This window comes from Streptomyces sp. NPDC005728, from assembly GCF_040630895.1.
Classification (GTDB): domain Bacteria; phylum Actinomycetota; class Actinomycetes; order Streptomycetales; family Streptomycetaceae; genus Streptomyces.
Genome location: NZ_JBEXYL010000021.1, coordinates 12,532 through 24,594 on the forward strand (window position 1 = coordinate 12,532; position 12,063 = coordinate 24,594).

General features: G+C 72.4%; 8 protein-coding genes, 1 tRNA gene and 1 riboswitch. Of the genes, 4 read left to right on the forward strand and 5 right to left on the reverse strand.

The genetic code is table 11. The features are described 5' to 3' along the window. Positions 1-6: 6 nt before the first annotated feature. Positions 7-2,079 carry an asparagine synthase-related protein gene (locus ABZ471_RS16565; RefSeq protein WP_359066991.1) on the reverse strand — a complete coding sequence of 691 codons (2,073 nt, stop codon included), beginning with the start codon at positions 2,077-2,079 and terminating at the stop codon, positions 7-9. Between the two features lie 803 nt (positions 2,080-2,882). Here ABZ471_RS16565 and ABZ471_RS16570 point away from each other — a divergent pair. The 4 genes from ABZ471_RS16570 (at position 2,883) to ABZ471_RS16585 (ending at position 7,994) form a co-directional block, all read left to right on the forward strand. Then, entirely contained in the window at positions 2,883-4,307 is a 1,425-nt protein-coding gene (locus ABZ471_RS16570; protein ID WP_359066993.1) for an MFS transporter, read from the forward strand. 75 nt (positions 4,308-4,382) lie between these two features. Beyond that, positions 4,383-5,600 carry an L-2-hydroxyglutarate oxidase gene (lhgO, locus tag ABZ471_RS16575; protein WP_359067169.1) on the forward strand — a complete coding sequence of 406 codons (1,218 nt, stop codon included), beginning with the start codon at positions 4,383-4,385 and terminating at the stop codon, positions 5,598-5,600. 135 nt (positions 5,601-5,735) lie between these two features. Beyond that, positions 5,736-6,578 carry a tRNA (guanosine(46)-N7)-methyltransferase TrmB gene (gene trmB, locus ABZ471_RS16580; RefSeq protein ID WP_359066995.1) on the forward strand — a complete coding sequence of 281 codons (843 nt, stop codon included), beginning with the start codon at positions 5,736-5,738 and terminating at the stop codon, positions 6,576-6,578. 27 nt (positions 6,579-6,605) lie between these two features. Then, a complete protein-coding gene (locus ABZ471_RS16585) occupies positions 6,606-7,994 on the forward strand; it encodes a PrsW family intramembrane metalloprotease (protein ID WP_359066997.1) in 1,389 nt (462 codons plus the stop codon). A 90-nt stretch (positions 7,995-8,084) separates the two neighbouring features. Here the strand turns inward: ABZ471_RS16585 and ABZ471_RS16590 are convergent, their stop codons facing one another. From ABZ471_RS16590 to ABZ471_RS16605, 4 genes are all read right to left on the reverse strand, one after another. Beyond that, a complete protein-coding gene (locus tag ABZ471_RS16590; RefSeq protein ID WP_359066999.1) occupies positions 8,085-9,029 on the reverse strand; it encodes an aldo/keto reductase in 945 nt (314 codons plus the stop codon). A gap of 70 nt (positions 9,030-9,099) precedes the next feature. Next, positions 9,100-10,134: a M23 family metallopeptidase gene (locus tag ABZ471_RS16595; RefSeq protein ID WP_359067001.1), complete on the reverse strand. Its 1,035-nt coding sequence runs from the start codon at positions 10,132-10,134 to the stop codon at positions 9,100-9,102. A 7-nt stretch (positions 10,135-10,141) separates the two neighbouring features. After that, a riboswitch (cyclic di-AMP (ydaO/yuaA leader) is annotated at positions 10,142-10,310 on the reverse strand. A 234-nt stretch (positions 10,311-10,544) separates the two neighbouring features. Further along, the gene (locus ABZ471_RS16600; protein WP_359067003.1) at positions 10,545-11,765 is read right to left on the reverse strand and encodes a PP2C family protein-serine/threonine phosphatase; all 1,221 of its coding nucleotides are present in this window, start codon (positions 11,763-11,765) and stop codon (positions 10,545-10,547) included. A gap of 189 nt (positions 11,766-11,954) precedes the next feature. Beyond that, a tRNA-Met gene (locus ABZ471_RS16605) sits at positions 11,955-12,028 on the reverse strand. Positions 12,029-12,063 lie beyond the last annotated feature (35 nt).

Consider the following 12,063-nt stretch of genomic DNA (forward strand, 5'->3'; position numbering starts at 1 on the left):
CCGGGCTCAGGCGCCCGAGGCCAAGGCGTCTCTCCTCGGCTGGATTCCGGAGGGGACCGCCCGGGCTCGGGCCGGGGTGCCTGTCCAGCAGGTTCCGCGGCGGGAGAGGAGGCGGCGGAGCCAGAGTTCGAGGGAGACCAGGTCGGCGAGGCCGTCCAGGGGGACGGGTTCGCCCGCTGCGGCGGCGCGGAGGGCCTTGCGGACGACTCGGGCCTCGACCAGGCCGGCCTCGGCCAGGAGAGGTGTGGAGAAGAGGTCCACCAGGGAGTCCGCGGCTACGCGCAGGCCCGCGCGCGTGGCCGCCGCGGAGGAGGCGTGGGAGGGGGCGCCCCAGCCGGGCGGGAGGTTGGTGACGCCGGCGCCCTCCAGGACCGTACGCAGGACGGCGGAGCGTGCTCCGGGCTGGACGCGCAGCGCCTCGGGGAGGGCGCGGCAGGCGCGGACGACCTGGTTGTCGAGGAACGGCGCGTGCAGGCGCTGGGAGCGGATCTCGGCGGCCTGCTCCAGGACGCGCAGGTCGGCCGCGTAGCGGGCCAGGACCGCACGCGCGCGGAACTCGCCGGGGCGCTGGGCGAAACCGCCGGAGGAGCGGTCCGCCTGGAGCAGAACCGATACTTCAGCCAGCGCCTCTCCCGTCAGCCAGCGTGCCGCCGGCCCCGGTCTCGCCCAGGTCAGCCCGGCGAGGGACGCGCCGACCGCACCCTTGGGCTCGTCGAAGCGGCGCCGGATCAGCCGCTCGGCGAGCAGTTCCATGCCCGCCCGGTACGGCGTACGCGCCAGCCGCCGGGCCGCGCCGTACACGCGCGCGGGGACCATCACCGAGCCGTCGGCCCGGGCGAGCGCGGCGACCGGCCGGACCAGGTGGCGCCGTTTGCGGTCCATCAAGAGGTCCGCGAGGCGGGCGGGGTGGGCGTCCAGGACCTGACGGGCGCCGTGGCCGGTGAAGTGGTCGGCGCTGCCGGCCGCGAAACGGGCGCGGTGGCGGGCCGCGGTGACCAGCGAGGGGCCCGGCTCGTCGGTGAGGGGGCCGTCGAGGTCGGCGAACGGCAGCGTCTCCTCCCCGCCGGTCACCACCACGTGGTGCAGGCGCGGGTTGGCCGCGAGGGTGCCCGCACGCTCCAGTTCGGCCTCGCGGCCGCCGACGACCAGGTCGTTGAAGGTGACGGCGAGAAGCCGCTCCCCGGCGCCCGTGCCGTGCCCTAGCAGCGTGCCGGGCCGGCCGGGCAGTCCTGCGGCCAGCAGCGCCAGCGTGCCGGAGGCCGGTCCGCCGGACAGGTCGGCGCCGATCCCCGGCACCGGCATCCCGCGCGCGGCCCGCCGCTCCGCCGGGCCCATGCCGGGCACCGGACCGGGGTCGAGGTCGGGCACGTGCCGCGGTGCCGACAACCGCGCGCGTACGGCCTCGACGAGCGCGTCCCGTACGCCGTCCAGCGCGCTGTCGGGATCGGCCGGGGGCGCGGCCACGGCGAGGGAGGCGACCGGCTCGTACCCGGCGATCTCGCGTGCCCCGGCGCGCAGCACGAGCGCATGCCCCGGGGGAATGCGCCGTACGCCGTCGTACGGGGTGGTGTCACGCAGTACGGCCGGCACCTCGGGGGCGGCGAGCAGGGCTGCCAGGTGGCCGAAGTCGAGGTTGGCCTCGATGAGGTCGGCGAGCGGCAGCGCGGCCGTGGCGTAGGCCGTGCCGCCGGCCCAGGCGGTGTGGAACACCGGACGGGCGCCCGCGAGGTCGCCGCAGACGGTGATCCGGCGGCCCACCTGGACGACGGCCGTGTAGCTGCCGGGCCAGGCGGTCAGGTGGCGCAGTGCGCCCCCGCGCGCGGCGAACAGACCGCGCCGCAGCTCCTCGTCGGTGGCGCCGCAGGTGCCGAGGACGGCGATGCGGGTCTGCGCGTCGGCCTTCACCACGCGCACCTCGTCCGGGCGCCAGTCGCCGACGGCCCACAGGGGATCGGGGTCGCCCCACAGGAGTTGGGAACCGACGGGGTGCAGCGTCTCGCCGTCGTATCCGGTGGCACCCGCGGAACCGATTCCAGCGGCGCCCGCGGCGGTGCTGCTCCAACCCACCAACCACCGCATCGACGCCTCCACAGGCTGTGGACAACCCCTGCACCGTACGAACCGGGTCCCCATGCTGCCATGAAGAACGCGCTGTGGAACGGCGGTGGCGCCGCCTTCGATCGAGGGAAAAACCGAAGGGAGGCCCAAGGGGCGCCGCGGGAAGGCCGGGTGAAGCCCGAGGGGAGATCGAGGGAGAGTCGCGGGGACGCGGGGAAACGCGAGCGAGGGGCGGGCGGGTGAACGTCCGTGCGACGCGCGGCGGGTGGGAGGACGGGCCGAGGCGGGTGCGACGCGAATGCGCCCCCGAAACGCGCCCCGAAGACGCCCTTCGCGCCCTCAAGTTCCATGGTGGGAGCGGGAATCACACGCGGAAGCCGGGGTCGATTTTCAGCCAAATCGACGGCGGGCTCCAGAATTTGAGCACGCTCCGTACAGGCTTGCGGAGCGCGCGGAGGCTCGGGAACGCGCACAGTCCGGGAGGCGGGCATCGCCTCCCGGACCGGTCCGCCACCCGCGGGGATGAAGGTGGCGGTGTCCCCCAGCCCACTGGATCCAGTACAGCGGGCCGACCCACGCAGAAGCCATGGAACCGCTCCCTCGGTGGCCGGAGAAGAGCGCACGGGCGGGCGCACGGCCACACGGGCGGGGGCACGCCGCGACGGTGTGTGCACGGTGCGTACAGGGCCGTACTCCCGTACGGACCACAATCCCGCCATCCGGAACAATGCCCCTTAACGCTTGGGATGCGGCGAACTACGCTGGGTTTACGAATGCCGCATGGTTATGCCAGCGCGGCAGCCGTCTGTGTCGAGGGGTGGCGCATGTCCAGGGAGCAACGCGGGCCGAACGAAAAACTCGGCACCGTTCTCGCCCTCGCGGGAATCAGCAACGCAGGACTCGCACGACGCGTCAACGACCTTGGTGCGCAACGCGGGTTGACTCTTCGCTACGACAAGACCTCGGTGGCGCGCTGGGTGTCGAAGGGGATGGTGCCGCAGGGCGCGGCGCCGCACCTCATCGCGGCCGCCATCGGGCAGAAGCTCGGCCGCCCGGTACCGCTCCACGAGATCGGCCTGGCGGACGCGGATCCCGCACCCGAAGTGGGCCTCGCCTTCCCCAGAGACGTAGGACAGGCGGTGAGGTCGGCCACCGAGCTGTACCGGCTCGACTTCGCCGGGCGCCGGGCCGGCTCCGGCGGCATCTGGCAGTCGCTCGCGGGGTCGTTCGCAGTGAGCGCGTACGCAACGCCTGCCTCACGATGGCTGATAACCCCCGCCGACAGCTCGGTCGCGCGGGAGGCGAGTTCTGCCGAGGGCTCCGGCGCACCGATCAAAGTCGGCCACAGCGATGTGCAGAAGCTGCGGGAGGCCGCCGAGGACGCCAGACGCTGGGACTCCAAGTACGGAGGCGGCGACTGGCGTTCGTCCATGGTGCCGGAGTGCCTGAGGGTGGAGGCGGCACCGCTGCTGCTCGGCTCGTACTCCGACGAGGTCGGCCGCGCCCTGTTCGGGGCCTCCGCCGAACTCACCCGGCTCGCCGGCTGGATGGCCTTCGACACCGGCCAGCAGGAGGCGGCGCAGCGGTACTACATCCAGGCGCTGCGGCTCGCGCGCGCGGCCGCCGACGTACCGCTCGGGGGCTATGTGCTGGCCTCCATGTCGTTGCAGGCGACGTACCGGGGCTTCGGCGACGAGGGTGTCGATCTGGCGCAGGCCGCCCTGGAGCGCAACCGGGGGCTGGCGACTGCGCGCACCACGAGTTTCTTCCGGCTGGTCGAGGCGCGGGCACACGCGCGCGCGGGAGACGCACAGGCGGCGGGCGCCGCGCTGAAGGCGGCGGAGGGCTGGCTCGAGCGGTCCAGGGACGGTGACAACGATCCTTCTTGGCTTGGTTTCTATGGCTACGACCGGTTCGCCGCCGATGCGGCGGAGTGCTACCGCGATCTGAAGGCGCCGCGGCAGGTGCGGCGGTTCACCGAGCAGGCCTTGTCGAAGCCCACGGAGGAGTTCGTGCGGTCACACGGGCTGCGGTTGGTTGTCTCCGCCGTCGCCGAGCTGGAGTCGGGGAACCTGGATGCGGCGTGCGAGCAGGGGGTGCGGGCCGTGGAGGTGGCCGGGCGGATCTCGTCCGCACGGACCACGGAGTACGTGAAGGATCTTCTGCATCGGCTGGAGCCGTACGGGGACGAGCCTCGGGTGGCGGAGTTGCGGGAGCGGGCCCGGCCTCTTCTGATGACCACGGCGTAGGGCCGGGCCGCCGGCTCTCGCCGCCCTGGGTTTGACGGCATTGTCAGTGGCGCAGTGCACTATCGAAACCGGGAGGTGGTGCAGGTGCGGGAGGGTGCGTACGACTGCGACGTGCTGGTGGTCGGGGGCGGGATCGTCGGGCTGTCCACGGCGTATGCGATCACGCGGTCCGCGCCGGGTACGCGGGTGACCGTGCTGGAGAAGGAACCGGGGCCGGCCCGGCACCAGACGGGGCGCAACAGCGGGGTCATCCACAGCGGGATCTACTACCGGCCGGGTTCGCTCAAGGCGCGGTACGCGGTGCGGGGCGCGGCCGAGATGGTGAAGTTCTGCGCCGAGTACGGCATCGCGCACGCCGTCACCGGGAAGCTGATCGTCGCCACCGAGCGGGAGGAGCTGCCGCGGCTGCACGCGCTCGTGCAGCGCGGCCGGGAGAACGGGATCCCGGTGCGGGAGCTGGGCGCCGCGCAGATCGGCGAGTACGAGCCTGAGGTGCGCGGACTGGCCGCGATCCACGTCGGTACGACCGGGGTGTGCGACTTCGTCGGCGTCGCCCGGCAGCTGGCGCACGGTTCGGGTGCGGAGATCCGGTACGGGGCACGGGTCGTCCGGGTGGACCGGCGGCCGGAGCGGGGCGTGGCCGTGCTGACCGCGGGCGGGGACGTCGTACGCGGGCGGGTGCTGGTGAACTGTGCCGGGCTGTACTGCGACGAGGTGGCCCGGCTGACCGGGGACGAGCCCGGGGTGCGGATCGTGCCCTTCCGGGGGGAGTACTACGAGCTGGCGCGGCCCGAGCTGGTGCGGGGGCTGGTGTATCCGGTGCCGGATCCGGCGTTCCCGTTCCTCGGGGTGCATCTGACGCGCGGGATCGACGGGGGTGTGCACATCGGGCCCAACGCGGTGCCGGCGCTGGCCCGGGAGGGGTACGGATGGGGGGTCGTACGGCCCCGGGAGCTTGCCGGGACGCTGGCGTGGCCGGGGTCGTGGGTGATCGCCCGGCGGCACTGGCGGTACGGGGCGGGGGAGCTGCGGCGGTCGGTGTCCAAGGGCGCGTTCCTTGAAGCGGTGCGGAGGCTGTTGCCGGCGGTGGAGCAGGAGGATCTGGTGCGGGCCCCTGCCGGGGTGCGGGCGCAGGCGGTACTGCGGGACGGGACGCTGGTGGACGACTTTCTGATTCGGGAGGGGGCTCGGGCTGTGCATGTGCTGAACGCGCCGTCTCCTGCGGCCACTGCCTCCCTGCCGATCGGCAGGGAGATCGGGAGACGGGCGCTGGACATGCTGGGCTCGCCGTGAGGTGCCCCTGTGCCACGGGCGCCGTCCCAGGGGGCTCCCGGCCTATGCCACCCACCACCCGACTCGGTCAGCTGAAAGGGCACCGTCCCACCTCGACCCGGACGGCCGAGAAGGCCCCGTAAAATCGGTGTCACTGTGTCTGACTCCCTCAACGCCCCCGAAGCACCCCGGCCCGCCCCCGCCGAGCCGCAGTCCCCGCATGTTCCCGGTCTGTCCGTTCGGCACAGCCGGGCCAAGGGGGAGCCGCGGTTCCCGGACGGGCCCAAGGCCGATCCCGCCGGATCGCACTTCGAGCGGCGGATCCGGAGTTTCCAGCCGCGGCGGAGCCGGGTCACCGCCGGGCAGGCCGATGCGCTGCAGCGGCTGTGGCCCCAGTGGGGGCTGGACATCGACGGACAGTGTGTCCTCGATCTCGGCGAGATGTTCGGGAACGGCAATCCCGTCGTGCTGGAGATCGGGTTCGGGATGGGCGAGGCCACCGCGCAGATGGCGGCCGGGGATCCGGACACGAACATCCTCGCCGTCGACGTGCACACGCCGGGCCAGGGGAACCTGCTCAATCTCGCCGACCAGAACGGGCTGTCCAACATCCGGGTCGGGAACGGGGACGCCATCATCCTGCTCAGGGAGATGCTCCGGCCCGACGCGCTCGACGGGCTGCGCGTGTACTTCCCGGATCCCTGGCCCAAGAAGCGGCACCACAAGCGGCGGCTGATCCAGCCCGAGTTCCTGACGCTGGCCGCGACCCGGCTGCGGCCGGGGGCGACCGTGCACTGTGCGACCGACTGGGAGCCGTACGCCGAGCAGATGCTCGAGGTGCTCACCGCGCATCCCGACTTCGAGAACACCCAGGCCGACGGCGGTTTCGCGCAGCGTCCCGAGTTCCGGCCGCTGACCCGTTTCGAGGGGCAGGGACTGGACAAGGGACATGTGGTGAACGATCTGCTCTTTCGTCGCGTACCGCATCAGGACCGATAGCACCCTGTCACCGTTAGGGTCGATGCCGTGGCCAGCAGTCCTCCGTACCCGACCTACTCCCCCGGCCCCGGGCGCGGAGCGCATCCGCACTGGTGGCAGCGTCGGTGGGTGCGTTACGGAGCGCTGATCACGCTGCTGGCCCTGTCGGGTCTGGTCATCCTCGCGCTGGTGCGCCGGCAGACCGGCACGGAGGGCTTCCTGGTCGGGCTGGGGCTCGCCGTCCTGCCCGTGCCCTGGCTCATAGCCGCCTTCCGCTGGCTGGACCGCGTCGAACCGGGCCCCTGGCGGAACCTGGTCTTCGCGTTCGCCTGGGGCGCCTGCGCGGCGGCGCTGATCGCCATCGTCGCCAACAGTTTCGCGACGAGGTGGATCGCCACGGCGACCGCCGACCCGGCCAACGCCGACACCCTCGGGGCGACCGTGATAGCGCCCGTCGTGGAGGAGTCCGCCAAGGCCGCGGCCGTGCTGCTGGTCTTCCTCTTCCGCAGACGGGACTTCTCCGGGATCGTCGACGGTGTCGTGATAGCCGGGGTCACCGCCACGGGGTTCGCCTTCACCGAGAACATCCTCTACCTGGGCACGGCCTTCGGGACCGACCAGGTCACCGGCGACCGCGGCATCGCCTCCGTCACCGCCGCCACCTTCTTCGTGCGCGTCGTGATGTCCCCGTTCGCGCACCCCCTGTTCACCGTGCTCACCGGCATCGGCTTCGGCCTCGCCGCGCTCTCCGCCGAACGGCAGCACGCCCGGCGCGGGCTGATCCCGCTCGGCGGGCTGCTGCTCGCGATGAGCATGCACGCCTTCTGGAACGGCTCCTCGGCCTTCGGCGAGTTCGGGTTCTTCGCCGTCTACGGCGCCTTCATGGTGCCCGCGTTCGGCCTGCTGACCTGGCTCGCGATCTGGACGCGGCAGCGGGAGCTGCGGACCGTGCAGGAGGAGCTGCCGGCGTATGTGTACGCGGGCTGGCTGGGGCCGGCCGATCCGTTCGTGCTCGGGTCGATGCGGGCGCGGCGGACGGCCCGGGATCACGCTCGGCAGCACTTCGGGGGGTGGCCGGCGGCGCGGGCGGTGGCACAGTACGAGGCGTACGCGACCTCGCTGGCGTTCCTGCGGCACCGGGGCCGGCAGGGGCGGGCCGGGGCCGAATTCGTCGTACGGGAGGGGGAGCTGCTGGCCGAGCTGTGGAAGCGGAGGGAAGTGGCTCGCCCGGCCCTGGAGTACGCGGCGAGGGTGGCCGCGCCGGCTCGGCCACCGTACGGGGCGCCCATGCCTACGGCGTACGGGGCCGCGTACGGGTATCCGTCGGTGCCGTATCCCGCGTATCCGTCGCTGCCGTATCCGGCGAATCCCGCGTATCCCGCGTATCCCGCGTATCCGACGGTGCAGAATCCCGCGCACAACCCGTATCGGTCGTAACCGTGTCGGTCGTAGCCGTGTCGGTTGCGGAGAGTCCGGCACCGCCGGGTCGCGCCGGCCCGGCTGAGCGCCGTGGCGGCCGGGGAGAAGTCAGGCGGAGGCCTGGGTCAGGCGGTCCAGTTCCTGCTGGGTGAGCCGCAGCTCCGCCACGCCCAGCAGGGCCGGAAGCTGTTCCACCGTGCGGGCCGAGGCGATCGGGGCGGTCACCGTCGGCTGGGCGGCCAGCCAGGCCAGGGCGACGGTGGCCACGGGGGCCTCGTGGGCGGTGGCGATCTCGTCCAGGGCCGTGAGGACCTTCTGGCCGCGCTCGGATGCGAGGTGCTTGGCGGCCGCGCCGGCGCGGGCGCTGTCGACCGTCGCACCGGGGCGGTACTTGCCGGTGAGGAAGCCGGCGGCGAGGGCGAAGTACGGGACCGCCGCGAGGCCCTCGCGGGCGGCGAGGTCCTGCAGCGGGCCCTCGTAGGTGTCGCGGGAGACCAGGTTGTAGTGGGGCTGGAGGGCCACGTACCGGGCCAGGCCCTCGCGGTCGGAGAAGTCCAGGGATGCCTGGAGGCGCTCCGGGGTGATGTTGGAGGCGGCGATGTGCCGGACCTTGCCCGCCTTCACCAGTTCGTCGAGCGCGCCGATGATCTCCTCGACCGGCACCTCGGGCTTGTCGAAGTGGGTGTAGTAGAGGTCGATGTAGTCGGTGTCCAGGCGGCGCAGGGAGGCGTCCGCGGCCGCCTTGATGTTGGCCGCGGACAGGCCCGGGTACTCCGGGTGCTGGCTGACCTTGGTGGCGATGACGACGTCGGAGCGGTTGCCGCGGGCCTTGACCCACTGGCCGATGATCGTCTCGGACTCACCGCCCTGGTTGCCCTCGATCCACGCCGAGTAGGAGTCCGCGGTGTCGACGAAGTTGCCGCCCTCGGCCGTGTAGGCGTCGAGGACGGCGAAGGAGGCTTTCTCGTCCGCGGTCCAGCCGAAGACGTTGCCGCCGAGGGCGAGCGGGAAGACCTCGAGGTCGGAGGAGCCGAATGTACGCAGAGCAGTCATGCCTTACGTCAACAACCGGAGCGGTTGATCGGATTCCGCTCCGGTGCGCAAAGGCCGGACAAACGATCCGTCAGGGGGTGAGACCCTTGCCGCGCAGCCAGGCCATCGGGTCGATGCCGGTGGACTGGCCGTTCGGGTGGACCTCCAGGTGGAGGTGCGGGCCGGTGACATTGCCGGTGGCGCCGACGCGGCCGATGACGTCGCCGGTGCTGACCTTCTGGCCGACGGACACGCTGATCGAGGACTGGTGGCAGAACCACAGCTCGGTGCCGTCGTCGAGGGTGAGGATCGTGCGGTAGCCGTAGGAGCCGGCCCAGCCCGCCTCGGTGATCGTGCCGCTGTGGATGGCCTTGATGAGCGTGCCGGTGGGCGCGGCGAAGTCGAGGCCGGTGTGGTAGCCGGAGGACCACATCGAGCCGGCCTGGCCGAAGGTCGAGGTGATCGTGTAGGACGAGGTCGGCAGCGTGTACTGCTTGGCCAGCGCGGCCAGGCGCTCCTCCTCGGCCTTCTTCTTGGCGGCGGCCTCCGCCTCCTTCTTGGCGGCGGCGGCCTTGGCGGCGGCTTCCTTCTGCGCCTTGGCGGCCGCGTCGGCGGCCTCCTTCTCGGCGGCTGCCGCCTTCGCCGCGGCGGCCCTGCTGTCGGCCTTGCTCTGCTGCTGCTCGGCCTGGGCCATGATCCGGTTGCGCAGGGCCTCGCCAGCGTCGGAGCCGTCCTCGTCGCTGTCGGCGGAGGTCGTGCCGACGTTGCTCAGCGAGGCCGTGGTGGCCTTGGGCGCGTCGGAGGACGAGTCGTCGTCGAAGAGGGAGCCGACGGAGGGCAGGTCGGGCATGGAGATGGACACCGGCGGCTTCCCGGTGTTGGCGCTGGCCATGCCGCCCGCGCCGACGGCGGCGATGACGCCGACACCGAGGACGGTGGAGCTGCGGGCGAGTCCGCCGCGCTGCTTGGCGACACGGTGCCGACCGCGAACCGGCCGTATGGACTCCTCGGTGGGGTTCCACTCCTCCCAGGAGCCCTCGTCGGTGCGCTGGGCGCCGAAGTAACCGAAGGTCTCGGTCTCACTCGGCATGAACGGGGCTTCGGGGGCAGGCCGGTTGGACGCCACGCGGGCGTACTCCTTTCCTTCCTCCGCCTACCGGGTTAGCTGACGGGTTCGGAGCAGGAAGGTCTCCTACGCGCGTATACCGGCCGTGGACTCAAGCAGTTCACGACGGCATCCGCGCGATTCACCCCAAGGTGGTGGTTCCCCGGTTCCCTTGCAGGATTCGGCGCGTGCGCACGGAGCCGCCTCTTGTGACGGCTGGGACGACCGCGCTGCGTTATCGAACGTTAATAGACCCACGTGCCAGATTCCAAGCCGTTCGGCTTGATCATTAACGATTCCGAGGCGGGACGTAGGGGTCAGGAGCGGTGGAAAACGGGCGACTTGACCGGCGTTCAGGAGTCACCACGTTTTTGATGGTGACTCAGCTGTTATGCGGAGGGCTCCGATCCGATCACCGTGGGTGACATCGGTCAGGGTCGTCGTACGGCGAGCAGCGCCATGTCGTCGGTCGTGCCGCCCCCGGAGTGCCGGCGTACGTCCGCGGCGAGCCGGCCGAGCAGGGAGCGGGGGTCGGGGAAGCTGCGTCCGGCGAGCCGGCGCCGGGGGTCGTAGAAGCGGCCGTGGGCGTCGCGGGCCTCGGACAGGCCGTCGGTGTAGAGCAGCAGCGTGGCGCCGCTCGGGAAGCCCGACTCGGTCACCCGGTCGGGCCACAGACCCAGGTCGGCCATGCCGAGCGGCAGGGCGGGCTCGTGGGCACTGAGGGCGCGCAGGGTGCCGTCGCCGTGCAGGAGCAGCGGCGGCGGGTGACCGCGGTTCACGATCCGTACGACACCGTCGCCGCTGTCGCCGTGCGGGAGTTCGGCGAGGACGGCGGTGGTGAAGCCCTCGAGGGCGTCGATCCCGCTGCGCCGGGTGCCCTCGCGGGCCAGCGCCCGCTCCAGCCTTCCGGCCACCGCCTCCAGCGTGGCCTCCTGCTCGGCGGCCTCCCGGAACGCCCCGATCAGCACGGCGACGGCGGCGACCGCGCCCATGCCCTTGCCGCGCACGTCCCCGACGACCAGCCGTACGCCGTGCGGGCTGTCCTGCACCGCGTACAGGTCGCCGCCGATGAACGCGCCCTCCTGCGCGGCCTCGTAACGGGCCGCGATGTCGAAGCCGTCGATGCACGCGTCCGGTTGGGGCAGCACGGCCCGCTGGGCGGCCTCGGCGATCTCCCGGGCGGAGGCGAGCCGCCGGTCGCCGAGGCGTACGACCCTGTTGATGGCGGCGGCCAGGACGGCGACCGTGGCCACGGTGACGACCTCGGTGATCGTGGTGGCGTCCGGGTCGAGTCCGAACCGGGCGTGTACGACGCAGGTTGCGGCCAGGGCGGCGAGGCCGGTGAGGAGCGTGGTGCGCAGCGAGGACAGCGGCGCGGCGATCAGCGGGGCGGCCGTGAAGAAGGGGACGGCGGTGAAGGCGCGCGGGGTGAGGAGGTCGTACACGATCCCGCCGGCGATCAGGAGGGCGGGCAGAGCGCGGGCCAGGGTGCGCGCGGCGGGACGACGGCCACGGCGCTTCTCCGGCGGGCGGGGTGCAGGCTCCTCGCCGAAGCCGGGCTCCGGGGCGGGGCCGGGTTCCGAGGCGGGGCGGCCGGGGCGTCGGCCGCCGGCCCTGGCATGCGGGCCCTCCTCCACCTCACCAGGGCACACTGCTCGTCTCCCGTGTCCTTGACGTACGTCCAGCGTGGCCGGAGAAGGGACGGCGGGCGACTGCGGTGGACCGAGCGGATGACCGCATGTGACGTACGCCACGCGCGTATACGCCTCGGCGTACCCCGGGAGGACGGGAAAACACTCAGGGCCGGAATCCATTGCTGAATTCCGGCCCTGAGCCTTCAGTAGCGGGGACAGGATTTGAACCTGCGACCTCTGGGTTATGAGCCCAGCGAGCTACCGAGCTGCTCCACCCCGCGTCGTTGTGACTCCAGTGTACGCCATGCGCAGGACA

Excerpts from the sequence above, each read along its gene's own strand:
- ABZ471_RS16590 (WP_359066999.1), bottom strand. The coding sequence starts at position 9,029 with ATGACTGCTCTGCGTACATTCGGCTCCTCCGACCTCGAGGTCTTCCCG.
- ABZ471_RS16565 (WP_359066991.1), bottom strand. The coding sequence starts at position 2,079 with ATGCGGTGGTTGGTGGGTTGGAGCAGCACCGCCGCGGGCGCCGCTGGA.
- ABZ471_RS16570 (WP_359066993.1), top strand. The coding sequence starts at position 2,883 with ATGTCCAGGGAGCAACGCGGGCCGAACGAAAAACTCGGCACCGTTCTC.